At 42.4% G+C, this 23,584-nt stretch carries 21 protein-coding genes; 12 read left to right on the plus strand and 9 right to left on the minus strand.

The window, feature by feature from the left end; genetic code table 11:
- Window positions 1–196 precede the first annotated feature (196 nt).
- The 3 genes from pgmB to HWQ38_RS25620 form a co-directional block, all read right to left on the minus strand.
- A complete protein-coding gene (gene pgmB, locus HWQ38_RS25610) occupies window positions 197–3,175 on the minus strand; it encodes a beta-phosphoglucomutase (RefSeq protein ID WP_292799188.1) in 2,979 nt (992 codons plus the stop codon).
- A gap of 282 nt (window positions 3,176–3,457) precedes the next feature.
- Window positions 3,458–5,866, minus strand: coding sequence for a sucrose synthase (locus HWQ38_RS25615; protein WP_292799190.1), 2,409 nt, complete (start codon window positions 5,864–5,866; stop codon window positions 3,458–3,460).
- Window positions 5,867–6,574: 708 nt separating this feature from the next.
- Window positions 6,575–6,796 carry a DUF4327 family protein gene (locus tag HWQ38_RS25620; RefSeq protein ID WP_292799192.1) on the minus strand — a complete coding sequence of 74 codons (222 nt, stop codon included), beginning with the start codon at window positions 6,794–6,796 and terminating at the stop codon, window positions 6,575–6,577.
- A gap of 307 nt (window positions 6,797–7,103) precedes the next feature.
- Here HWQ38_RS25620 and HWQ38_RS25625 point away from each other — a divergent pair, with 307 nt between their 5' ends.
- The gene (locus HWQ38_RS25625) at window positions 7,104–8,336 is read left to right on the plus strand and encodes a cysteine desulfurase-like protein (protein WP_292799194.1); all 1,233 of its coding nucleotides are present in this window, start codon (window positions 7,104–7,106) and stop codon (window positions 8,334–8,336) included.
- 93 nt (window positions 8,337–8,429) lie between these two features.
- On the opposite strand, the gene HWQ38_RS25630 is transcribed toward HWQ38_RS25625, so the two are convergent.
- From HWQ38_RS25630 to HWQ38_RS25650, 5 genes are all read right to left on the minus strand, one after another.
- A complete protein-coding gene (locus HWQ38_RS25630; RefSeq protein WP_366933345.1) occupies window positions 8,430–9,149 on the minus strand; it encodes a hypothetical protein in 720 nt (239 codons plus the stop codon).
- Window positions 9,124–9,345 carry a hypothetical protein gene (locus HWQ38_RS25635; RefSeq protein ID WP_292799198.1) on the minus strand — a complete coding sequence of 74 codons (222 nt, stop codon included), beginning with the start codon at window positions 9,343–9,345 and terminating at the stop codon, window positions 9,124–9,126. The genes HWQ38_RS25630 and HWQ38_RS25635 overlap by 26 nt, the downstream gene beginning before the upstream one ends.
- Window positions 9,346–9,576: 231 nt before the next feature.
- Window positions 9,577–10,869: a gephyrin-like molybdotransferase Glp gene (glp, locus tag HWQ38_RS25640; RefSeq protein WP_292799365.1), complete on the minus strand. Its 1,293-nt coding sequence runs from the start codon at window positions 10,867–10,869 to the stop codon at window positions 9,577–9,579.
- 167 nt (window positions 10,870–11,036) lie between these two features.
- Window positions 11,037–11,357 (minus strand): hypothetical protein, encoded by a 321-nt coding sequence (locus HWQ38_RS25645; protein WP_292799200.1) that lies wholly within the window; start codon window positions 11,355–11,357, stop codon window positions 11,037–11,039.
- Between the two features lie 171 nt (window positions 11,358–11,528).
- Window positions 11,529–13,991, minus strand: a complete 2,463-nt coding sequence (locus tag HWQ38_RS25650; protein WP_292799202.1) for a diguanylate cyclase — start codon at window positions 13,989–13,991, stop codon at window positions 11,529–11,531.
- Window positions 13,992–14,495: 504 nt separating this feature from the next.
- Here HWQ38_RS25650 and HWQ38_RS25655 point away from each other — a divergent pair.
- From HWQ38_RS25655 to HWQ38_RS25680, 6 genes are all read left to right on the plus strand, one after another.
- The gene (locus HWQ38_RS25655) at window positions 14,496–15,053 is read left to right on the plus strand and encodes an RDD family protein (RefSeq protein ID WP_292799204.1); all 558 of its coding nucleotides are present in this window, start codon (window positions 14,496–14,498) and stop codon (window positions 15,051–15,053) included.
- A 43-nt stretch (window positions 15,054–15,096) separates the two neighbouring features.
- On the plus strand, window positions 15,097–15,291 hold the full coding sequence (gene rpmG / locus HWQ38_RS25660) for a 50S ribosomal protein L33 (RefSeq protein WP_196524501.1): 195 nt from the start codon (window positions 15,097–15,099) through the stop codon (window positions 15,289–15,291).
- Window positions 15,292–15,293: 2 nt separating this feature from the next.
- Entirely contained in the window at window positions 15,294–15,509 is a 216-nt protein-coding gene (rpsR, locus tag HWQ38_RS25665; protein ID WP_012411240.1) for a 30S ribosomal protein S18, read from the plus strand.
- A gap of 128 nt (window positions 15,510–15,637) precedes the next feature.
- Window positions 15,638–17,698 carry a ribonuclease catalytic domain-containing protein gene (locus HWQ38_RS25670; protein ID WP_292799206.1) on the plus strand — a complete coding sequence of 687 codons (2,061 nt, stop codon included), beginning with the start codon at window positions 15,638–15,640 and terminating at the stop codon, window positions 17,696–17,698.
- A 56-nt stretch (window positions 17,699–17,754) separates the two neighbouring features.
- Complete coding sequence (locus HWQ38_RS25675) at window positions 17,755–18,039, plus strand: type II toxin-antitoxin system ParD family antitoxin (protein ID WP_292799208.1); 285 nt, start codon at window positions 17,755–17,757, stop codon at window positions 18,037–18,039.
- Window positions 18,039–18,326, plus strand: a complete 288-nt coding sequence (locus tag HWQ38_RS25680) for a type II toxin-antitoxin system RelE/ParE family toxin (protein WP_292799210.1) — start codon at window positions 18,039–18,041, stop codon at window positions 18,324–18,326. The genes HWQ38_RS25675 and HWQ38_RS25680 overlap by 1 nt, the downstream gene beginning before the upstream one ends.
- A gap of 31 nt (window positions 18,327–18,357) precedes the next feature.
- On the opposite strand, the gene HWQ38_RS25685 is transcribed toward HWQ38_RS25680, so the two are convergent.
- Window positions 18,358–18,891 carry a GrpB family protein gene (locus HWQ38_RS25685; protein WP_292799211.1) on the minus strand — a complete coding sequence of 178 codons (534 nt, stop codon included), beginning with the start codon at window positions 18,889–18,891 and terminating at the stop codon, window positions 18,358–18,360.
- Window positions 18,892–19,004: 113 nt separating this feature from the next.
- On the opposite strand from HWQ38_RS25685, the gene rpmI reads away from it, so the two are divergent.
- The 5 genes from rpmI to HWQ38_RS25710 all read left to right on the plus strand — a co-directional run bounded on the left by rpmI (window position 19,005) and on the right by HWQ38_RS25710 (window position 23,517).
- The gene (rpmI, locus tag HWQ38_RS25690; RefSeq protein WP_292760699.1) at window positions 19,005–19,202 is read left to right on the plus strand and encodes a 50S ribosomal protein L35; all 198 of its coding nucleotides are present in this window, start codon (window positions 19,005–19,007) and stop codon (window positions 19,200–19,202) included.
- A 19-nt stretch (window positions 19,203–19,221) separates the two neighbouring features.
- Window positions 19,222–19,578, plus strand: coding sequence for a 50S ribosomal protein L20 (gene rplT / locus HWQ38_RS25695; RefSeq protein WP_292799212.1), 357 nt, complete (start codon window positions 19,222–19,224; stop codon window positions 19,576–19,578).
- A 93-nt stretch (window positions 19,579–19,671) separates the two neighbouring features.
- Window positions 19,672–20,508: a transporter substrate-binding domain-containing protein gene (locus HWQ38_RS25700; protein ID WP_292799368.1), complete on the plus strand. Its 837-nt coding sequence runs from the start codon at window positions 19,672–19,674 to the stop codon at window positions 20,506–20,508.
- A gap of 94 nt (window positions 20,509–20,602) precedes the next feature.
- Window positions 20,603–21,127, plus strand: a complete 525-nt coding sequence (locus HWQ38_RS25705; protein ID WP_292799213.1) for a tetratricopeptide repeat protein — start codon at window positions 20,603–20,605, stop codon at window positions 21,125–21,127.
- Window positions 21,128–21,534: 407 nt separating this feature from the next.
- Entirely contained in the window at window positions 21,535–23,517 is a 1,983-nt protein-coding gene (locus tag HWQ38_RS25710; protein ID WP_292799215.1) for a primary-amine oxidase, read from the plus strand.
- Window positions 23,518–23,584: the final 67 nt, after the last annotated feature.

Genomic DNA, 23,584 nt, shown 5'->3' on the forward strand with positions numbered 1-23,584 from the left:
CTCAGGGCAGGCAAAGTCAGTACAAGTCAGTCGAACGCTGCCCACCCCACAAGAGTTTTACTTTCAGGTAATATGCAAGTTAAATGTCTAACAGCTTACTACTTAGATAATCTTAACTTTTGGAGTTTAACAGTTATTAGTTATCAGTGTCATCACTTAAGTTTAAGTTCTACGTCAGAGGTTTATCCCACAAATTTTATTTGTCAGTCCCTTGATGTTTTTGTCTGGCAATGTTGCTTAATTTGGCTTTTAAATCTGCCCATTTGATCCCTTCTAGGCTGGGCAAAACAACATTAGCGGCTCCAACTCGTTCAACAGGTCCCAGTCCTACCGCCCACATACCAGCAGCTAGAGCCGCGTCAACACCTGCTGCGGCATCTTCAACAACTACAGATTCCTCTGGTTGGATTCCTAGCTGCTTGGCTGCGTATAAAAATAGGTCGGGTGCTGGCTTGGGTTGCTCTACACTATAACCGTCTGCGATCGCATCTACTTTATCCCCAATGCCCAATCGCTCGATCACTGTGCGGGCATTTTTACTACCTGAACCAATACCAATCTTAATCCCAGCTTGCCGCAGTTCATCCAAGAAAGCGATCGCACCTGGTAACAAATCCTTGGCTGTCATGTTTTGCATCAATTCCACATAATAGCGATTTTTCCGCTCCATCATCTCCTGGATTTGTGCTTCGGAATACGTTCTATCTCCAAGAATCAGCATCAGCGAAGCACGACGGGATACACCCCGCAGGGCGTCGTTAGCCTCCCGATTAAAGGGAATACCCTCTTCATCTGCTAGCTTTTTCCAAGCTAGATAGTGAAGTTCTGCTGTATCTGTTAGTACACCATCTAGATCGAAGATGAATCCTTGGATGTTGGGCATTGGGGGAATGGGGAGTGGGGGGGATGAGGGGGGATTTGGGGAGAGGGAAAGTTGGAGAAATTCTAGTTGACGAGTGATATCTGGGGAGACTTGTTCGCCATGCAGATCGAAGTCGTGCCATAAGCCGCGCCAGTGCAGTTTAAATTTCAGGCGCGTCCAGCCTGGGGGTAGGTGAGGATTGGCTACAGGGCCATTTTCGGTTAGTTGGATGCCGCCGAATCCAAAAATTACAGCTTGCCAAATGCCACCAGCACTAGCGCCGTGAATTCCATCGCTGGTGTTACCTCGGTTATCTTCAAGATCCACCATTAACGCCCGCATAAATAGTTCGTAAGCTTCGGTTGATTTGCCCAAATCGGAAGCTAAAATGGCTTCAACTGCTGGGCCAAGAGATGAACCATAGGTAATATCGGTGCGGGGTGCGTAGTAGTCCCAGCTTGTCTGCAATGCTTTTTCGTTGTAGGGAAAATCTGCTGATTCCCGCATTAAATATAGGAGCATTAATACATCTGGCTGCTTGAGTACTTGAGATTTGTTAGTTTTCTCCATACCTAAGATCGGTTGCATGGAGCGATCGCGGGGTTCATAATCTGCTAAGTTGATATCTTCCAATTGGAAAAATCCCTCAAACTGCTCGATTAGTTCGGTTAATGGGTCATAGAAAAACAACATTTTGGCAATGATATCTTGCCAGTGCGATCGCTCCTCTGGGGTGAGTTTTAGTTTCTCTTCTAGTTTGCGGACTCGTTCGGGGAAATTCTGGGCCAACCAATCATAGACTGCGATCGCTTTCTCTAAATGCCATTGCGCCATCCGGTTTGTAAAGGCGTTGTTGTGAACGAATTCATGGTATTCATCCGCTCCGATTACTCCCCGAATTTCATACTTTTGGCGCTCAGGATTGAATTCTACCCGGCTACCCCAAAAAATCGCGGCATCTAAGATAATCTCTGCACCGCGCTTTTGCATCCACTCATCATCACCAGTGGCTTGCCAGTAGTTCCAAATCGCGTAGGGGATATCTGCATTGATATGAATTTCGTGATCGCGGCACCAAATCCGCACATCTTCACCATAAAAATCACTGCCAATAGCCCAACGTGGTGTCACTTCGTCTCCAGTCACAGCACTTTCCCAGGCAAACATTGCCCCTTTATACCCGTAATGGGCTGCTTTGCGTCTAGCTCCATCCAAAGTGTGCCAACGGTAACTTAGTAAGTTGCGGGCGATCGCGGGTTGGGTAAACAGAAACAGGGGTTGCATAAAAATTTCTGTATCCCAAAAGATATGACCGCGATAGCCAAACCCAGAAAGGGTTTTCGCCGGGATGCTCACCTTATCATCATGTTGGGGAGCAGCAATCAGCAGCTGAAACAGATTGTAGCGAACAGCAAAAGCAGCTGTGCTATCCCCTTGAATCAGGATGTCACTTTGCTGCCAAACTTCATCCCATGCCTGTTCATTGGCTTTTAGTAATGTTGCGTAGTCTGGCAAGTGGGCGAGTTTTTCTTGAGCTGCTGGGACTGGTGTTTCGCTCTCCCGCGAGGTGAAAACTGTAACTAATTTCTCTACTGTTATGGTCTGTTGGGCTTTAGCGAAGAAGGTTGTACTCAAAGTAGGATAGCCAGGTGCAGTATTAACTTGCAAAGATGCTTCCGTGCCTAATATTGTCACCTTAGCTGCCATACCGAGTTCAATTCGAGAATTACGGGTGCAGCGTTGCAACCAGATTCCTTGGTCAGTCTTGCCCTGATCTAGTCCTTCCCAGTGATTGAAACCCTGATTTTCTGGATAGCCGTTGATACTAGCTTGAATTTCGATTAACCCATCAAAATCTACTGCTGTTAAATGGCAGCGTAGCGCCAACACGTGCGGATCGGCAAGACTAGCAAAGCGTTCAAAGCTGATATCTATGGTGTTACCACTGGGAGAGCGCCAACGCAACGAACGGCTGATAAGTCCGTAGCGTAAATCAAGCTGGCGATCGTAGCGTAATATCTTACCTTGATCGAGACGGAAGCGATCGCCATTCACAATCACTACCAAGGGTAGCCAGTCAGGGCAATTTACCAGTTCAGTGTACACCACCGGCACATCATCGTAGACACCGTGGATAAAAGTAGCTGGCGATGCTTGAGGATAACCTTCCTCAAAACTGCCCCTTGTTCCCAAGTATCCATTGCCAATTGTAAAAACCGTTTCTTTTGAGTGTAATTGCTCAGGGTCAAACTGGGTTTCGATTAATATCCAGTCTGTGTAAATAAAATGGCGAGAACGACCTTTTTTGTCCATAAATTGGGGAGTGATGGAAGAAGGCTAATGTGGATGAACGGAGTTCAGAGGTGGATGAACGGAGTTCAGAGGTCGATGAACGGAGTTCAGAGGTGGATGAACGGAGTTCAGAGGTGGATGAACGGAGTTCAGAGGTCGATGAACGGAGTTCAGAGGTGGATGAACGGAGTTCAGAGGTCGATGAACGGAGTTCAGAGGTCGATGAACGAGTCTCTAATTTTCCTTGTCCCCCTTATCCCCCTTATCCCCCTTGTCTCCCTTGTCCCCTCATCCCCCACTCCCTCATCCCCCCATGTGCTTTTCCAAAATCTTTTCAACTCTGGGTTTATAAATGAGATGAAATAAGGCTTCCATGTACCGATCTCTGGCTTCGTTATTTTCGGGAGCAACAAAGTTCCAAAAACTAAACATTTTAGCAAGCAGTAGTAATTGATTGCTATGTAAATGCCAATTATATTTGTGATGAATTCGCTGACTCATCCATTCTGAAACTTCCTGCCAGTATTCAGTATGAGTATCGCATTTTTCTAGGAAGTCTAAAATTTTCTTTGCTGTGCCTTCTAAGTCCGTAGGATTAACATTAAAGTCGTTTTCTTGGTTCTCGATAATTTCTAAAGATCCACCAAATTCAGTAGTGAAAGTAGGCAAGCCGGAAATCATCGCTTCCAAAATACTCCGTCCGAAAGATTCAAAGTGGGCAAAATGGACATAAATCCCCTGAGAATCTGCAACTACTCGGTAGGCTTCGCCGAGTTCACTGCTAGGGATACGCATCCCCACCCAGCGAATCTTGCCATTGAGATGATATTGCTCAATAATGTCGTAGAGTTTTTGAATTTCTTTTGCTTCGTCTGAGTTGATAGCTTGATGTGGATGCAGTTTACTACTTAAGAGGATCAGGTTACAACGCTCTTGCAACGCCTGACTTTTGCCAAAGCATTCCGCTAAACCAGTGAGATTGTTAATTGAAGTGATAGTATCAACAACAAAGATTGGTCGCTTCTGAGGGTGATCTAACTTACCAAAGATTTGGGGGTCTTCGCGGCTAAAGAGTAGGTCGTGAACTTGTTTGCCAAAGTTAGAATCTCGGTCTTCTTTTTGGCTATAGGGAAAGAAAATATTCTCATTTACTCCCGGCGGTACTAAGTTGAATTTAGGACTAAACAAATTAATTCCATCAACCACATGATACAAGTGCGGCATCGTAAAGCACTTATACGACTCATATTGACCTATGCTGTCGGGTGTGCCGACAATTTCTTGATAGGACGATGTGATGATGAACTCGGCTGCATTCATGCTAATTAAATCGGCGGTGAATTGTACCGAGAAGTGATATTCTTCTTCTAAATCTTGCCAATATAAATTGCTAAATAGATGTTTAGGTTTTTCTAAAGAATGGGCAATGTTGCACTGGGTAACTTTCATCCGACGAGATAAAAGAAAAGCGACTAAATTACCGTCACTGTAGTTACCAACGAGCAGATCGGGTTTCCCTTGGAATTGAGCTAGTAATTCTTTTTCTGCATCTAGAGCAAATTGTTCTAAATAAGGCCAAATCTCAAATTTAGAAATCCAATTGTTAGTAACTTCAGGATTAAATTCACCAAAAGGAACCCGCAATATCCAAGCATTTTCAGTATCTTGAATTTTTTCTAAGCGCAGGTTGCAAAATGTCTCTTCACAGTTAGGGATTAGCCGAGTCAAAATAATTACATGGGGTTTAATGCCCAGCAGGTCGAGTCCAGCGAGTTTGATATGTTCACGCAGTTCCTTTTCTAAGCTACGAGCTTGTTCGAGGACGTAGATAACTTGACCGAGTGTTTCATTTCTTCCCAAAACATCTTTCTGTCCCACCCAGCCGTGGATGGAAATCAGGACGACGCGAAAGACAGCAGGAACGCGGTCTACAAATGTTTCTAAAATGCCAGGTTCTGGGGAGTAAATGAGTCGGTCGAGGAGTTCTAGGGTTTCGGAAACTCGCGCCGCAGTGTTACCCCAACCCGGCTCAAAGCCTAATTCTTGGAAGTCTAAGCTAAATTTTTGATATGGTTCATCAGGCTCAAGCTCACTTAGGAATTTCAGCGCTTGTTTAATTTGTTTGGCTAACTGAATACCGGAGGTAATGCGATCGCTAAACAGCAAACGAATACCATCGTATTGCAGCCCCTGTAATGCTTGAAATAACTTTTCTAACCAATATTCCGGGTCAGTCAACAATTGATTGCACAGGTAACGGTTGAGAAAGGCTAAACCTTGACCGATATTTCTGGCATCGTCGATTCTTAGGGAACTCTCATAGAAGGGGTGGAGATCGATTTCGAGGATGTGGTTTTGGTAGCGGTTGACTAGGCGATCTCTCACATCTAGCAGCGCTTGAGGCGTCATCTGCTCAAACTTGCTATCGCCTGTCAGTTGCCAAACTTCTTGGTTAGCAATCCTCGGTCGAACCACAAACCAAGTACTTTCCTCTTCAAGAATTATTTCGTGAGTGAAGTGTATTAGTTTGCCAACAGAAGAAGAGTAGTAAAAATAGGCTGGCTTTTGGGATTGATGACAGTAATCGGCAAAAGCTTGCAAAATCTCATTTCTCAGGAAGTAACGCTTACCTGAAGCACTCAACGCATAAATCAACTGATGCAGATCAGTTTTTTCATCACCGTTGAAGACAGTTTGAACTAGTTCATACATGATGACGAATTCCAGAAATTTAGCTAGGTCACGACCTCATTTTTCTTTCCGGTCTCCAGCTCTCTGAGGTACATTTCCCACCCAATGGTAAATTAGTATAAAAATCTTTGCGTCTAGCTCTGGGATGAAAGGCTGTGAAAACTTCAAATCTAGGGAATGAGAGAGCAGATTAGTTTTTCACTATTCTCGATTCAGCAGTACAGCAAAATTTGAGCGATCGCTAATACCAATTCACACAAACCCTGATACATATAGATTTATCGTCGGGAACATTGCTGTGCCCCTACCAATGTATTTGTATGATTATTAAAGTGAAACGGTATAACTTATGATTAATCTTCCTAACCATATACATCAGCCGGATTAGCCAGAACTTCGGAAGGACAAGGGAAAAAATTGTCACCCTCTCCTAACTTTAATCCCTCTCCTTAATAAGGAGAGGGACAGGTTTTGCGTAGCAGAACCAGGGTGAGGTTTCTTTGGGCTATTGGATAAACAATGTGTACACCGTAGCCCCTTTAGCAGAGAAGTATTGCTAGGCTAGCGCTGCTTCTCTCCTCTTCTCAACCGCTTAACCCATTCATCAAGATTTATTACTTACTTTTATAACCCTCGACTTAATTCCAGGCTTTTTAATCCTGAAAAATTAATTTGTAATTTTGATTTTATTGCGATGCTACTAATGAGGTTCAGCTTCTAAATGCAACATCAATCGTCTTCCCACGATTCATGATTGAGTAGGTCGATAATTCTATCTCTGAGAAGAAATTCGTTTTTCTCTAACTCCTGTTCAAAATTAACCCAGTCACGATCAGGAATATATTTACAGAGGCTAGAAATTGGCTGCTGACGGTTAACAAGTCTCTTTTTAACAAGTTGAAGTGCTTCTTCCTTGATAACCTGAATGTCGTATTTAACTGTAGTGTTCATAGGTCGTTCCTTTGTTTTCAATCAAGGAATTATGAATCAAAACAATAATTGCTTTGACTCTAGCTTAAACTGATCAAATAAAATTGGCGAGAATTGTGAAAAATCAAGACACTAACCCTTGCTGGAAGTTAGATATGTCAGTAATATACTCTTTTGATCGTCACGTACACCCCCTTTAGAGAGATTCTTGCAGAGCAGGAAGGCTGTCACAACAAGCTGTAAACACCAAAAGAGGATGTAAATGCTCTGTGGGCGACTTGCCAAAAGGTAAACTAGGGTAAAGAAGATTCTCTACAAAACTTATACTATGCTCTTGAATCTTGATAAAGTTCGCCAATATTTTCCCGCCCTAGCTGGTGAATGGACTTTTTTTGATAATGCTGGCGGTTCACAAACCCTGAAAAAAGTAGTAGATAGAATTAGCGAATTTCTCCTGAGTTCTGATGTTCAGTTGGGAGCTTCTTATGCAGTTTCTCAACTTGCAGGAAAACGAATAGCTTTAGCAACTAGGGGAATGGCTACTTTCATTAATGCCAATTCTTCTAAAGAAGTGGTGATGGGACCATCTACTACAATGATGTTGAAAGTTCTCTCAATTTGTTTGAGTCAAACCTTCACATCTGGTGATGAGATTATTGTTACTAATTGTGACCATGAGTCCAATATTGGTGCTTGGTTCGCTCTTGAAAAACAAGGAATGAAGGTTAAAGTATGGGAAATTCGCCCAGATACCTTGGAACTTCATTTAGCAGATTTAGAACCATTGATGACTCAGCGTACCAAATTAGTAGCCTTAACTCATGCTTCTAATGTTCTGGGAACCATTAACCCGATTAAAGAAATTGCTGCATTTGTACACGATCGCAACACAATGATTTGTGTAGATGGTGTAGCTTATGCACCCCATAGATTAGTTGATGTCCAAGATTTAGATGTTGATTTCTATGCTTTGAGTTGTTATAAAGTCTATGGGCCACATCATGCCTTACTTTATGGTAAAGAAGAACATTTATTAAGATTGCCTGGTCTTAACCATTATTTTATTGAACAGACAGATATACCTTATAAATTTCAGTTAGGAAATGTCAATTTTGAATTAAGTTATGGAATGTTAGGTTTATGTGATTATCTCAGTGAGTTAGCACAATTGCACTACGGGAATGAAACTGCACCTGATTTGAGAAATCAAATGGTACAGGCGTTTGATTTAATTAGCATACATGAAGAAAAGATTAGCGATCGCCTCCTAAATTACCTCAACAGCAAGTCTAATGTGCGAGTGATTGGTCAATCAAAGGCTGATCGTCAATCTCGTGTGCCAACTATATCTTTTGTGGTCGATGGAATCAATAGCTCAACCATTCCGGCAAAAATTGATCAACATTATATTGGGATTCGCTACGGGGACTTTTATGCTAAACGGCTGATTGAATACCTGGGGTTAGCGTCGCAAGGTGGAATAGTCAGAGTCAGTATGGTGCATTACAACACTGTTGAGGAAGTTAACAGCTTGATTGAGGCTTTTGAGCAGATATTTTAAGACTGGGCATTAAGTATCAACAAATAATTTAATCCCCAGTCCCCAATCCCCATTACTCGTTAACAAGCCTGACTTTTCACGGCTACAATCAACTTAAGAACCAAAGGTTCGCTTCATTTTTGAAAGAAGCTTCGAGATGGACTCCCCGTGAATAATAGAACCATGCATTGTTGCAAGGTACTTAACGGGTAGCTTCTCTATTGCCTCAATGCCCCGAGTGAAGCTTTTGCCTTCAGACATAAACCCGACTTTTTGCTGAAACTTAATGATAGATTCTGTAAGATCCTTTTCGGTAACAGGCTCCTCGAACTGACCAGGATGAGCCGCAAGATCGGAACAAAAAAGGATCTCCTCTTGCGGCTGATAGAATACACAACCCTCCCATCCATGAGGAAAATGAGGAGTTTCAATAAGTATGATATCTCTTTTCCCCAAGGAAAGAGCTTTGTTATTCTTAAGAACCGTTGTTGGTCGCAACGCAAAGTCATCCATGTTCGATTGATTCAGAGGACTCACAATTGTTTTGGCTTCCGGAGCCGCTTCAAGCCACTGATTAAGCGCTCCGCACTCATCAGCCTCAAGGTGACATAAGGCAATGTAATGAAGTTTTGAAGGGTCGCAGACAGAGGAAACAAGCTGATACGTTTGCTCAAACCAATTTGAGCGACCCGTATGAATAAGCATAGGGCGCTCATCAAGGATAAGGAATTGACTGAAAACGAACTTTTTATTGTTTGAGATAGAAAGCTTATATATACTAGGAACTATCTCATCTATGCGCGTGAAGTTAGCATTGAAATGCGTAAACATCATATTTTGGGGTAAAAAAATCTGACAAAATCCAATTTTTTTTCACAATTGCGAATTGTGTTTGTAACTCTATATTATTGGTAGTGGACACGACTTGACTATTGATTGCTTCATTCCGATTAAGCCACTGCTGAAAAATCAAGTTGCGGTCATCATCTGGGTGAAAAAGCAGGTAAACCTGCTCCCGGTTTTTTATCATGTTTTATAAGGCTCACAAGGCTTGGATTTTCTTGCTAACTTGACAAATCAGCCCTTATTGTTATCGATAAAAACTCGCTTTTATTGAGAAGAGACGACGTAGCTTTAAGGCTTCGGGATTTGATGAGCCATCGCTCTGGCAAATGTTAAGAAAGATCCGGGTAATGGATAGCCTACAAGGGGAGAGGCTTTGAATTTTCCCCCTTCCCTAGCAGGGAAGTGGGGTAGGGGGTTAGGTCACTTGATGATTTTTCCACATGACGTGAAAAGTCTGGTTAACAAGCTGCAAAACTTGCACCTCTTCTTGTGGGGAAATTAATGTTTTTCCCATCGGTAGAACAGCTAAAGCATTGGTTTGAGCTAAATTAATTAAATTGCCGGAACTGTGACTACCACCAGCTTTGTGAAATTCGTAAACACCATCAATTAAATGCAATTTACCCCAAAGGTAAGTTTCATTCTTACCATCCGATCGCAATTCATCATGCGATCGCACTTTCAAAAATACTGGTTCCCAACCTTCGGTAATTCCCGAAAGTTTCTTGATTGCTGGTAGCACAAATCGCCAAAATGTCACTAAAACAGCACCAGGGTTTCCTGGTAAACCAAAGTAGAGTGGGGAGACGTGATTAATCGCGTCTGTACTGGGGAAGGTGGCGACAGTGAGGGGTTTTCCTGGCTTTATCTGTACAGCCCGAATGTGAATTTTTGCTTGTAGTGACTCTAAAATTTTGTCAACATAATCATAATCTCCCACTGAGACACCACCAGAAGAGAGAACTATATCAGCGATCGCAACGGCGTGGGCAATGACTTTCTTCAAAGCAACTGGATCATCCTTTACAATACCTAAAATTAAGGGTTCTGCCCCACTTTGTCTTACTAAAGCTGCGATCGCATACTGATTAGAATCCACAATTTGCCCTGGTTGCAACCGTTGATCAACTGATGCCAACTCATCACCAGTAGAAAAAATTGCCACACGCGGACGACGATAAACACTTAATTTTGGACATTGTGCTGCTGCTAATACGGCAATTTCTGGGGCATTTAACTTAATTCCTGCGGGTAATAATTGTGTTCCAGCTTGATAAAAAGATGCTTTATGTCTAACAAATTCTTGTGGTTTTGGCGCATCCAGGATAAATACGCGATTGTCCTCTTGGCGTGTCTTCTCTTGCATAACTACAGTATCTGCACCTGCTGGCATCACCGCACCTGTGAAAATCCTTCCTGCTTGTCCTGGTTGAATCGTAGACTTGGGCTGATAACCAGCCGGAATCTCTTCCACAATTTCTAAAACCGTTGGTTGTTCGGTGCTAGAGTGCTGTACATCTTCATAGCGAACTGCATAACCATCCATTGCCGAATTATCCCAATGGGGAAAATCTAGTGGACTGGTGACAGGTGTTGCCAAAATGCGACTATCGGCTGCCAATAAATCGACAACTTCTGTATCTCGTTGATCATCCAACGGTTGTACTAAATTTAAAATAATTGCTTGTGCATCGCTGACTGATAACATAGCGATCGCCTCCGACTTTTTACCTTTATCTCTGTAAAGTAACACTGACCACTCAATCAAGAGAGCATTTTGTTCTAATGATTCTGAGTTTTTGAAAGCTGCTTAATTTTATTGCTTGATTTTGGAGGTTGTTTTTTTGTCTTCTCTATACGCCCTAAACGCTTACGTCAAGAGTAATTTGGCTCATCTCTACCAATACCTAATTCTCTTAGCTTGGCTTTGACACTTGCCCAGTCTTGACCACAGTAGTAGTATTTTTTCTCTCGTAAGTTTACCAAATAGTATCCTATCTTCCCGCCATTAATCCGAAATAATTCAATAACAACTTTATTTTTAGTTGTACCGAACATGAATTCTATATCACCCTCACTTGGTAGATTCAGTGGGTTATAAAAGGTTTTACCTTTTATAAAATGCCAATAAGATTTTTCTGGGGTAATTTTACGTTCGATAATTCGGTATTTAATAGGATGAATTATTGTTTCCATAGAAACTTCTTAAGAGTTAAACTGTAACAAGAAAAGCCCCTTCCTTATATCACCTCGTAGGTCAGGGACTGCAAATTTTTCGTAGCTCCGAAACCTGCTTCATAAATGTGATCCTACTAGACACGTTTCATTCAAAAAACGAATTACATACCTCATTTATAGTGGGCTTTACTAAAAAGAAAGCCTATTCACAAATGAACGATTACGCCCTTGTGCTTTTGCTTGGTAGAGAGCTTGATCGGCTGCTTTGATTAGATCAAGAGTAACCAAATCAGTAACAGGTATTACTGTCGCAATTCCTATACTCAGCGTGATACATTGCTTTACAGTCGATGCAGTATGGGAAATATTCATCTGTTGGATAGCTTCATGAATTTGTTGGGCAATATTAATAGCTCCATCCCTGTCAGTATCTGGTAAGATGACAGCAAATTCTTCTCCTCCGTAACGAGCAACCAAATCTGTCGAACGTTTAACAGTTCGTTTGATAGTTTGGGCAACGAGGGTTAAACAAGTATCTCCAGCAGTATGACCATAAGTATCGTTATATTGTTTGAAATAATCAATATCACATAGGAGTAATGAGAGAAAACATTTTTTCCGTAGGAGATCGTGCCAGATGTGATTCAGCTTGATATCGAAAACTCGTCGATTGCCAATCTGAGTTAATTGATCAACCATTGCGAGATTTTCCAACTGCTGATTGGCAAGCTGTAACTGTTCACAAAGTTGTGATTGCTGGATAGCGATCGCCACTTGTGTTGCTAATTGCTTAAGTAGTTCACTTTCCCAAAGTTGCCACTCACGAGGAGTGCGGCAATGATGTGCAATTAGCAAACCCCAAAGACCATCGCCTTGTAAAATTGGTACAATCAGCTTGGCTCTCACTTGCAACTGTTTCAATAACTCTAGATGACAAGCAGTTAATCCGGCGGTGTAGATGTCTGGAGTAACTTTGATCATACCCTGTTGATAAGATTGTCGTCCCTGCGTCTCCACAAAGTAGGTGTCTGTAATTTCCATATTCAGGATTGTCTTCCAGCCTTCTGCCACAGACTCCGTGACAACGATACCACTCCAATCGGCATTCATGCGGTAAATAATCACGCGATCGGTTTGCAAAAAATGTCGCACCTCGGCAACAGTTGTATTCAAAATTTCATCTAAATCTAACGACTGGCGGATGTGTTGAGCGATCGCAAAAACCATACATTCTCGTTGTGTCTGGTTTTGCAGTGCAAGTTCAATCTGTTTACGTGCTGTGATATCTGTAAATGAGGCAACGACTGCATAGGGTTTTGATTCATTGAGTCGAAACAATGGTTGAGAATTAATGGAAATCCAAGTTAAGCTGCCATCAGGTTTGTAAACCCCCATGACGACATTAAATTTTGGTTGTTCGGTGCGTAAAGTGACGATGGCGGGATGGGTTTCTCCTGGAAAAGGAGTACCATCTTCATGAATGGCTTTCCATAGCGGATCGATGGAAGTTCGCCCCATCATTTGCTCAGTATTTAGCCCTAAAATTTTTTCTGCACTTTCGTTACAGGCGGTAATGCATCCATCAGCTTGTTGCAGTACGATACCTTCTGCCATTGCTGTAATCACAGAACGATAACGTTCTTCGCTTTCTCTGAGTGCGATTTCTGTACGTAAGCGATTGCTGATGTCTTCAAAAATATATAACCTGCCAAAGTACTGATCTCGACTATCCCGAATCTGGTTGGAGAAACGCCGAATTGTGCGCCCATCTACAAATAGAATTTCATCCTCAACTGTGGAACGATTCTCTTCAGACTGCAACGGTTTACAAGATTCAGCAAATGCTGTTAAATCTGTAATTAATGGTAGACAATCAGGAATGATGTCATTGTTTTTCAGTTCACCAATTCGCATCTGGGTTTTCAAGTGTTCAATACCCCAAATTTCACAGAAGCGATCATTAAAATAAAGAATTTTGTCTGTACGGTTGTCAACAACATAGAATCCCAATAAAGAAGTATCTGTGATGGAGCGCAGCAAAGCTTGCTGCCAGCGCAAGTCGTCTTCCAGATGCTGGCGTTCTTTGAGAGCAGATTGCTGAAGGGCGATTCCAAGTTGTGTTGCTACCAGTTGTAGAAACTCAATTTCTAAACAACTCCATTGGCGGGGACTACCGCACTGGTGAGTAATTAGTAAACCCCACAATTGAGGAGATGAACTAGGAATTCCATACATCTCCTGATTATTTACTAAAATTGGTACTACTAAATTCGCTCGAATCTGCAACTTGGTTAATAGCTCTTTATAACAGGGATCAAGTTGTTTAGTATCAATATCTTCAATCACACCAACTCTTCCCTGTTGATATTGCTCTACCCATTGGGCATTAAAGCAAGGATCGTAAAATAATTGCCCCTGAATCGGCATCCATTCTGGGCTGACAGATTCTTCAGCTACTACTCCATCTCCATTAGGTAGGAAGCGATAAATAACAGCGCGATCGCTCTCTAAAGTTTTCCTGACTTCTGTGACGATGATGTGGAGAATTTCAATCAATTCAAATGACTGATTAATTTGCACAGTCAGCTTTCTAATTTGATGAAGGATTTGCTCTAAACTAATTTCAGCACCCGATAGACGATTGAAGGACATGGCAGTATGATCATCTCAAAAAACAATACTAGTTAAATAATTTTTTAGAATTAAAAAAGATATTTAAACTTAGCAATTTAACTAATTAATTCCAAGATACTCGAAGCCGAAATTAAATATGACTAAATTTTTGAAGATTTGCAGTAACTTTAAGATGTGGTATTCCTCGATTGCTCACAAATATAGAAAAAAAAGATTTCAGGCATTTTGAAGCATTCAATTTATGACATTTGGGAATGCTTTCGGAAATACCACCAACATCACTGGTAGCGATCGCAATACTCAAAATGCTAAAGTCGTTAAATACCAACAGTTATCGCCGTCCTAAAGCGAAAGTCCAGCTTTGGAAAAACCACTATCACCACTAATCTTTCTTGCTGATGCACAACAAGCCAGATGGTTACTTTTCCACATCTCTTGAAAAGTTAGCTCAATCTTCACCTTAATATTAAAAACAGGAGCAATCATTATTCCCCAACCCCTAAATCAAAATACCTACTTTGTATGACTATCGAAAGAGTTCCCCAAAAACACTATCCCAAGGCTGATATTGGGCGGCGAAGTATGGCATTGGGGCTTGATTTCCTTGGTGTCTGGTTAGTCAGTTCCCTACTCGGAAGCAGCAATATCGGTATTCAATTTGTTGAAATCTTAGTTTTCGTAATACTTTGGCTAGTTTTGCGGGTGCTGGTGCCATACAACAATCAAGGGCAAAGTTTAGGGCGTTGGGCCTTCGATTTAAAGGTGTTAGAAGTCGAAGATGGGCAAATAATGGGCAGAATTCCAGATTTGCTCTCACTGGTGAAGCGAGAGGCGATCGTCGGCTTGGGTGCCCTTTTGGTGTCAATTGCCCTAAGCAATATTAGCGCCAACCCCACTGCTATACTGCTAATACTTCCCTTAGCAATTGATTGTGGGACTGCCTTCTCTGATGCCCAGATGCGGCAAGCTTTACACGATCGCTATTGCGGAACTTTCATCGTTTCCTCGCGTCGTGGCTACTCGCTCGATATAAAAATTAAAAGATTAGTTGATAATATGCGGCGGAATGTGAGAAGATAGTGATTTGTGTTAATTCTCTTCAGGCTTCACTGTTTGTAAGATTATGGCTAAGAGTAAAGGTGCCCGGATAATTGTGACACTAGAGTGTACCGAGTGTCGGACAAATTCAAATAAGCGTTCTGCTGGTGTTTCACGTTATACCAGTACAAAGAATCGCCGCAACACCACTAATCGGCTAGAACTGAAAAAGTTCTGCACCCACTGCAATAAACATACCGTTCACAAGGAAATTAAGTAAAGATGAGTTATTTCCGTCGTCGCCTTTCTCCGATCAAGCCAGGAGAGCCAATCGATTATAAAGATGTTGATTTATTGCGTAAGTTTGTCACCGAGCGCGGTAAAATACTGCCACGTCGGATTACTGGGCTGACGTCTCAGCAACAGCGAGAATTGACATTAGCAATTAAGCGATCGCGGATTGTGGCTTTGTTGCCATTCATCAACGCGGAAGGCTAAAAAGAGTGATGAGTTATGAAAGACGCGATTAATCGCGTCTGTACAAAGAGTTAAGAATTAAAACTCCTAACTCCTAACTCCTAACTTAAAACTATTTAAACTGTTCACCAAATTAAAGTGCGAGAGTTGTGGAGAAGGGGACGCTAGTTGAATTTAGGGTTCAAGGCGATCGCCGTCTGGGCATCGTAGAACGTCCAGACGGTAAAACTCGCTGGTTTGTGGTAGACGAACGTGGTCAATCCCACAGCCTCGCGCCTAGACAAATAACTTATACAGTTACCAAAGAGACTTACAAGCCCTCTGGGATTGGCGGCTTTTTGGAGCAAGTCAAGCCTTATTTAGATCCATCTAGCTTGGAAATAGCTTGGGAATTACTGGTTGAAGATGGGGAAACAGTCACCCCAGACCAAATGGCGAATTTGCTATTTTCGGAATCAGCCGCGCCTGCTTGTTACGCCGCCTATTGCTTGTTATCAGACGACAAACTCTATTTCAAGCAAAAAGGAGACGCTTACGAGCCGCGAAGTGCTGCTCAAGTGGCAGAACGCAAGCACCAGATGGAAGTAGAGGCACTAAAAGCTAAGGGACAGCAGGAATTTTTAACTCGCGTAGAGCAGGCGCTCAAAGGTGAAGCAATCGAGTGGGGACGGCACGATCGCCAGCGCTTAGAAGGACTAGAAAAATATGCAACGCTGCTTGCTGACACTGGGCGGACGGGGGTAAATTATGACTCCTTGGCTCGCGCTTATCCGCCAAGCGTTCCAGTATTAGAAACTATGACCATGCTAGGACGACCGACAACACCCCAAGGAGCCTTTCAACTGTTGGTGGATTTGGGTTGCTGGAGTCCTGATGAAAACTTGTTCCTGCGTCGTTCTTCAATTCCGATTCAGTTTCCTAATAAGGTATTAGAAGTGGCGCAACAGCGTTTGGATTTCCCGCCGATTGACTCAGATACCAACCGCCTGGATCTGACTCACCTGAAGGTCTACACCATTGATGATGAAACTACCACAGAGATCGACGATGGTCTGAGTTGGGAAGTACTCCCCGATGGACGGGAACGCCTATGGGTGCATATCGCCGATCCCACTCGCTGGTTAGTGCCGGAAGATGAATTGGATTTGGAAGCCAGAAAGCGGGGTAGTACAGTTTATTTACCTACGGGGATGATTCCGATGTTCCCAGAGGTATTGGCAACGGGGCCAATGAGTCTGATCCAGGGACGGGTTTGTTGCGCCCTCAGTTTCGGGATTGTTTTAGGTACAACTGGGGTAGTAGAAGATTACAGCATTCATACCAGCTTGATTAAGCCGACTTATCGCCTCACCTACGAAGATGTAGATGAAATGCTGCAATTGAGGGTACAAGCAGAACCAGAAATTGCCGCGATCGCTATTTGGGCAAAGAAGCGCAAAACTTGGCGTTACGCTCAAGGGGCAATTAGCATCACTATGCCCGAAGCGACAATCAAAGTCAAAGATGACGAGATCAACATTGACATTTTGGACGATTCCCCATCGCGGCAACTGGTAGCAGAAATGATGATTCTTGCCGGTGAAGTTGCGGCTCGTTATGGTAAAACTCATAACATACCTTTGCCGTTTCGCGGTCAACCGCAACCAGAATTACCTCCAGATGAGGAATTGCTCCTACTTCCGGCTGGATTCGTTCGCGCCTGCGCCATGCGTCGTTGTATGCCCAAGAGTGAAATGAGCATTACGCCTTTGCGTCATGCTGGTTTGGGTTTGGATACTTATACTCAAGCAACCTCTCCCATCCGTCGCTACAGTGACTTACTCACCCACTTTCAAATTAAAGCCCATTTGCGGGGTGAAGTTTTACCATTTTCCGCAGAACAACTAAAAGAAGTAATGATAACTGTCACCAGCATCACCCAAGAAGTGACGATGGTGGAACGACAAACTAATAGATATTATGCTCTAGAGTATTTACGCCGTCATCCAGAGGAAACTTGGGATGTGACAGTGTTGATGTGGCTGCGGGAAGACAGCAACTTAGCACTAATTTTGTTAGAAGATTTGGGCTTGCAGTTACCAATGGTTTTCAAACGTTCTGTAAAGTTAGGCGAACAGATATTAGTGAAAGTTAGCCACGCCGATCCCCAAAAAGATATGATCCAATTTCAAGAAGTAATTTATCAAGAAGCCCAAACAGCAGCGAATTAACTTTGCTCCAACCCCTTTCGGTTAGCATATAGAGTAAATCGAATCAGGTAATAGTTATGAATATATCTTTGACCCCAGAACTAGAGCAGTTGGTTAAGGATAAAGTTAATAGTGGTCGGTATCACTCAGTTAGTGAGGTGATGGGTGAAGCATTGAGATTGTTAGATGAACGCGATCGCGTTCGAGAGCAGCGTCTCGCAGAATTGAAAGCTAAAATCCAAGAAGGTATTGAAGCCTCAGAGCGTGGTGAAGTAGTTGATGGTGAAGAGGTATTTGCAGAAATTGAGGAAGATATCCGACGCGCTGAAGCTCAAATGCAACAAGCTGAGGCTACTAAATAATGAGTCGGTATGTTTTAACAATTCCAGCAAAACAAGACCTCAAAGAAATTAATCGTTATATTATCCGCTATAATCCTGGTGCGGCTCGAAGATTCAACGAAAAAACTAAACAGCAGTGTAAGCTGTTGGCTGATTTTCCTAATATGGAGCAAAGTTGCGATAATTTTGGCAACGGTTTAAGAACTTTCCCAGTAGAAGATTACTTGATATTTTATCGTTCCATTGATGGCGGTGTGGAAGTTGTACGTGTTGTCAGTGGTTATCGGGATTTAGAGACAGTTTTCTGAAGTGAGGATATTCACTAAAATTGCATTTAATCTAAACGATTTTCCCCATCTCCTCACACCTTGCTTTTGACATTACAGCCCGAATATACTCATTTTTACCATTGGTATAAGCCTCGCGATCGCTCCGAAAACTTGCCGCTAAATCGCGTTTTAAAGCTTCATAACGTTTCGCCTCTTCAGGATTCCTTCTCAGATAGTCGCAAAATAGCTTGCGTTCCCAAAATTCGCTTTTCACCTCGACTATATGAACATGGTGAGTACGTTGCTTTCCGTATGGTGGCATTCCTTTCACAAAAAACATCCGTCCAGGATGCGGGTTCTCACGCCAATAAACGTATCCCAAAGATTCTAATATCGGAACAGCAGATTTCGCGTCTATTAAGGAATGTACCCCTACCATGATGTCAATAACTGGTTTAGCTGCCATTCCTGGTACTGCCGTACTGCCAATATGTTCAACTTCTACAACTAAGTTATTGCCTAGTGCGTGCCAAATCCGCTCGGCTTCTTGTGCAAACAAAGTCTGCCACTGTGGGTCATATTCGACTATATTTATTTCATCCATAGGTGAAGTTAATTTGATCTACAGCGATCGCGGTTGCTTAAATCCTTTAGATAATTTCCATTCAAGCAATTTTATTAGTATAATAATGGATCGTGTCGAATTAAAGCTAAACCATGCCTAAACTAAAGACTCGTAAAGCAGCAGCAAAGCGATTCCGTGCCACCGGCACCGGCAAAATCGTCCGTCGGAAAGCTTTTAAAAGCCACCTTTTAGAACACAAATCTTCCAACAAGAAGCGTAGCCTGCGCCAGAGTACACTTGTACATGAACGCGATGAACTTAACGTGCGTTTGATGCTCCCATATTTGTAAGTCCTTCAGGAAATAAGTTATGACACGGGTAAAACGCGGTAATGTAGCTCGGAAGCGCCGCAATAAAATTCTCAAACTAGCTAAAGGTTTTCGCGGTTCCCATTCAACTCTGTTTAGAACCGCCAACCAACAAGTGATGAAGGCGCTACGGAGTGCCTACCGCGATCGCAAAAAGAAAAAGCGCGATTTTCGTCGCCTTTGGATCACCCGGATCAACGCTGCTGCAAGGCAACACGGGTTGAGTTACAGCCAATTGATCGGTAATTTGAAAAAAGCTGATATCCTACTAAATCGCAAGATGTTGGCGCAATTGGCAGTTATCGATCCAGCTAGCTTCAGCAAAGTTGCGGAATTGGCAAATCAAGCTAAAGGATAAAGGTGGCTAGGGATGTATATAGCGGTTCTCGCTTGAGTGAGGTACAACAACCCCACCCCCAACCCCCTCCCCGCAAGCGAGGAGGGGACTATGATGTACCTTATTATGATTAGCAAACGCTATAACGGATGTAGCAGATGGAAAGTAATTACTCGGTTACATCTGGTATTATCCGCCACTATTTTTTGGATTTTTTGCTTTTCCATAGTAGGGACGGGATTAACTGCATCTGCTGCCCAAATGCCAGAAATTCAGCAGCGAGGCTATCTAACTGTTGCCGTTAAAGATAACTTGCGTCCCTTGGGATTTAGAGATGCTAGTGGCAATTTGCAAGGCTTGGAAATTGACTTAGCACAGCGATTGGCAGTTGATTTGGTTGGTACTGAGGCTGTCAAATTTAAACCAGTAGCGAATCGCGATCGCCTATCTGTAGTCTTAGACAAGAAAGTTGATTTTGCGATCGCTAGGGTGACAGCTACCGAGTCTCGCAGCCGCATAGTTAGTTTCAGTGTTCCCTACTATTTGGATAGCACTGTATTAGTTACAAAAGATGCCTCTGTGCAGCAGTTGAGTGATTTAGCAAAACAAAAAATTGCCGTACTCAACAATTCCAGTACCATTGCGAAAGTGCGGTACTATGTGCCAAATGCCGAGTTGGTAGGTGTGAATTCCTATGACGAAGCGCGAGAGAGAATAGAAAATAGTGCCGCCGTAGCTTTTGCCGCAGATGCTAGCGTTTTGAGCGGTTGGGTGCAACAATATCCCCAATATCGGTTACTGGCAATCAAGTTATCAACTGAACCCTTGTCTGTAGTCATGCCCAAGGGATTGCAGTACGATGAGTTAAGACGAAATGTGAATAAAGCGATCGCTCATTACTTAGCAGAAGGTTGGCTCAAGCAACGCTCTGAATATTGGGGTTTACCTTAAGTTGGTCATTAGTCATTAGTGAATAACATACGACAAATGACAATAAGCTGATAATAGATTACAGAAGCAAGTTTTAATATTTATATTTGCAGCAATGGATAACAGTCTAGCCGTTGTTTATCTCTCAATTTTGGTAGGTTTCCTTACACTTGCAGCCGTAAGTGTTTTTCGCCAGATTTTTAAAACTCGCAAGATTGAAGGCTCTTTTGCCAAATTGCGAAAGAAGTTAGAGAAAGAAAAGGGTACGACTCAAGAATATTATGAGTTAGCCAGTATTTATTCAGAAAAAAAATTGTATTCCCAAGCGATCGCGCTGTTTCAAAAAGCTCTGAAAGCTGCCCAAGAAGAGGGAGAAAAAGATATCGCCCCCATTTACAACGGGCTGGGTTATATTTATTTTAGCCAAGAGCAATATGACTTAGCAATTCGTCAGTACAAAGAAGCTCTCAAATCTAAACCAGACTACGTGACAGGGTTAAATAATCTCGGCCACGCTTACGAGAAAAAAAAATTAACTGCTCAGGCGTTAGAAAGTTACGAAGAAGCACTAAAACTTGCTCCAAATAACTCTATTGCTAAACGCCGTGCTGAATCTTTACGCCGTTTAGTTTCTGCTTAATTGCTGAGGCGTAAAATAATTTTGGATTTGGGATTTTAGATTTTAGATTTTAGATTGAGCGACAGGAGATAAATCGGCTGCTCTCTTGGATTTTGGATTGACGATCGCGCAGCCTCTTGTCTACGAGAGGCTACGCCAACGAGCATTTTTATGCCTTTTTCCATAGCAGATCAATTTCCAAATCTGAAGTAATCGACCCTAACTAAATCAGGTACAGACACTCATGTTGATCCAGTTAACCTCTCTTGATAAATTATGAGCTACATCAATTAAATCAAGGAATATATTGGGTTTCACAATCGGGGAGACTGTTGGCAAATTAATTTGGCTTTAACCTCTTAATTTATCGGTTTTCAATCTTAGGCTTGGAAATAGATAACTATAAGTCTTTTGTAAAAATGTAAAAGATGACTAAGCGGTTAAAGCGTTTTTTGTGGCTAGCTATTCCGATCATTGTTGTCATTTCTATCTCACTGGGACTAATGGAAATATTGACGGCTCAACAGCTTTCGATTTCCCATCCTCTCACTTCGCTAACTGAGGCAGAAATTAGTACAGCTGTTTCGGTGATCAAAAGAGAAAAAACTTTGAGCGAAATGGCTGTTTTTCCACTGATCACTTTACAAGAACCAGATAAAGAAGAAGTTTTGAAGTTTACACCGGGTAAAGCTTTCCAGCGAAAAGCTTTTTTAGTAATCTCTGAACGTTCACAAAACAAAACCTATGAGGGAATTGTTGATCTGACAAACAAAACCTTAAGTTCTTGGAAAGAAATACCGTCTGTCCAACCTGCGATCGTTAATTCCGAATATGAACTAGCAACTCAGATAGTCAAAGCCGATCCTCGATGGCAAAAAGCGATGCAAAGGCGGGGAATTACTGATTTCGATCAAGTCAAAATCAGTTCGTGGGCACCAGGAATCCTGAGTCAACAGGAAGAAGCAACAGGTAATCGTCTTTGTCGGAGCTTATCTTACTATAAGGGTAAAGGCTGGAACTATTACGGTAGTCCGATTGAAGGAGTGCTAGCAACCGTCAATTTGAACACAGGTAAAATCGCCAGTTTTGTTGACAGAGAAAACGTACCTTTCTCTAAGGAAAACTGGGACTACGATATGAAATCTTTGGGCAAATTACTTTCACCACTTAAAGCATTAAAGATTCTCCAACCAAATGGTGCAAGTTTCCAGATCAAAGACAATGAAATTAGCTGGCAAGGTTGGAAGTTTCGCTATTTAATGCATCCTCGTAATGGATTAATGCTGTACCAAGTGACGCACCAGGACGGGGAAAATATCCGACCGGTTTTATATCGCGCTAGCCTATCAGAAATGGTAATACCTTATGGCGATCCTGAGCCTACTTGGTCATTTAGAAATGCCTTTGATGTTGGAGAATATAACCTTGGTTTGCTAGCAAATACGATGGAGTTAAGTAAGGAAATTCCCGAAAACGGCCTGTTGCTAAATGCTGTATTTGCTAATGAGCAGGGAGAACCTTATGTAATGCCAGGGGTTATCGGTATCTACGAGCGCGATAACGGAATCCTTTGGAAACACTATGAGTATAATACTCAGCGTAATGATGTCCATCGCAGTCGAGAATTAGTGATGACGATGACGGTGGCAGTTGACAACTATGATTACAGCATCAATTGGATCTTTCACCAGGATGGGACTTTGGAAGTCCAAAATGAATTAACGGGTATCGTACTTGCGCAGGGAACGGCTGCCCAAAAGCAATCTAAGGATGATTCTTATGGTCGGTTAATTGCTAAGAATATCTTCGGAGTAAATCACCAGCACTTTTTCAACTATCGCCTAGATTTCGATATCGATGGTCAAGCTAATTCCGTGATGGAAATGAATGTCAAAGCTTTGCCGATAAATGAGAAAAATCCATTAGGAAATGCGATCGCACTTGCAGAAACCCCACTAACAAAAGAAACGGCTGCTGTGCGTGATTTAGACATAAAACACAGTCGGGAATGGATGATTGTGAGTGCAGACAAAAAGAATCCTCTAGGGGCTGCACCTGGATATATGCTGATGCCGGGAGGAAACTCGATATTTTTCCCTGTAGAAGGCTCAAAAATCCGACAACGGGCAGAATTTGCGACTCACCATGTCTGGGTAACAAAATATAAACCTGCTGAACTTTATGCTGGCGGTGATTATCCCAACCAAACTCAACCTGGACAAGGTTTACCAAAATATATTGCTGACGATGAGTCCTTAATGGGTGAAGATATCGTGCTGTGGTACACAATGGGCATAACTCATATTCCGCGATCGGAAGATTGGCCTGTGATGCCTGTTCACCGAGTTGGCTTTAAGCTAGTCCCTAGAGGATTCTTTAGCCGTAATCCAGCGATAAATTTGCCAGAGTGAAATATTCGTTTGCTCAAGTTTCCTTCGTTCAGTTTTTTTGTAATGACTAAAGCGAGCAACTTGAATG

The organism is Nostoc sp. NMS7 (genome assembly GCF_017115085.1).
Taxonomy (GTDB): Bacteria; Cyanobacteriota; Cyanobacteriia; order Cyanobacteriales; family Nostocaceae; genus Nostoc.

What these genes read in the sequence shown, in the direction of transcription:
- HWQ38_RS25635 (WP_292799198.1), bottom strand. Translation starts at nt 9,345, where the DNA reads ATGATAAAAAACCGGGAGCAGGTTTACCTGCTTTTTCACCCAGATGAT.
- HWQ38_RS25675 (WP_292799208.1), top strand. Translation starts at nt 17,755, where the DNA reads ATGAATATATCTTTGACCCCAGAACTAGAGCAGTTGGTTAAGGATAAA.
- rpsR (WP_012411240.1), top strand. Translation starts at nt 15,294, where the DNA reads ATGAGTTATTTCCGTCGTCGCCTTTCTCCGATCAAGCCAGGAGAGCCA.
- HWQ38_RS25680 (WP_292799210.1), top strand. Translation starts at nt 18,039, where the DNA reads ATGAGTCGGTATGTTTTAACAATTCCAGCAAAACAAGACCTCAAAGAA.
- glp (WP_292799365.1), bottom strand. Translation starts at nt 10,869, where the DNA reads ATGTTATCAGTCAGCGATGCACAAGCAATTATTTTAAATTTAGTACAA.
- HWQ38_RS25655 (WP_292799204.1), top strand. Translation starts at nt 14,496, where the DNA reads ATGACTATCGAAAGAGTTCCCCAAAAACACTATCCCAAGGCTGATATT.
- HWQ38_RS25685 (WP_292799211.1), bottom strand. Translation starts at nt 18,891, where the DNA reads ATGGATGAAATAAATATAGTCGAATATGACCCACAGTGGCAGACTTTG.
- HWQ38_RS25645 (WP_292799200.1), bottom strand. Translation starts at nt 11,357, where the DNA reads ATGGAAACAATAATTCATCCTATTAAATACCGAATTATCGAACGTAAA.
- HWQ38_RS25650 (WP_292799202.1), bottom strand. Translation starts at nt 13,991, where the DNA reads ATGTCCTTCAATCGTCTATCGGGTGCTGAAATTAGTTTAGAGCAAATC.
- HWQ38_RS25700 (WP_292799368.1), top strand. Translation starts at nt 19,672, where the DNA reads ATGTACCTTATTATGATTAGCAAACGCTATAACGGATGTAGCAGATGG.
- HWQ38_RS25710 (WP_292799215.1), top strand. Translation starts at nt 21,535, where the DNA reads ATGACTAAGCGGTTAAAGCGTTTTTTGTGGCTAGCTATTCCGATCATT.
- HWQ38_RS25615 (WP_292799190.1), bottom strand. Translation starts at nt 5,866, where the DNA reads ATGTATGAACTAGTTCAAACTGTCTTCAACGGTGATGAAAAAACTGAT.
- HWQ38_RS25630 (WP_366933345.1), bottom strand. Translation starts at nt 9,149, where the DNA reads ATGATGTTTACGCATTTCAATGCTAACTTCACGCGCATAGATGAGATA.
- HWQ38_RS25705 (WP_292799213.1), top strand. Translation starts at nt 20,603, where the DNA reads ATGGATAACAGTCTAGCCGTTGTTTATCTCTCAATTTTGGTAGGTTTC.
- rpmI (WP_292760699.1), top strand. Translation starts at nt 19,005, where the DNA reads ATGCCTAAACTAAAGACTCGTAAAGCAGCAGCAAAGCGATTCCGTGCC.
- HWQ38_RS25620 (WP_292799192.1), bottom strand. Translation starts at nt 6,796, where the DNA reads ATGAACACTACAGTTAAATACGACATTCAGGTTATCAAGGAAGAAGCA.
- rplT (WP_292799212.1), top strand. Translation starts at nt 19,222, where the DNA reads ATGACACGGGTAAAACGCGGTAATGTAGCTCGGAAGCGCCGCAATAAA.
- rpmG (WP_196524501.1), top strand. Translation starts at nt 15,097, where the DNA reads ATGGCTAAGAGTAAAGGTGCCCGGATAATTGTGACACTAGAGTGTACC.
- HWQ38_RS25625 (WP_292799194.1), top strand. Translation starts at nt 7,104, where the DNA reads ATGCTCTTGAATCTTGATAAAGTTCGCCAATATTTTCCCGCCCTAGCT.
- pgmB (WP_292799188.1), bottom strand. Translation starts at nt 3,175, where the DNA reads ATGGACAAAAAAGGTCGTTCTCGCCATTTTATTTACACAGACTGGATA.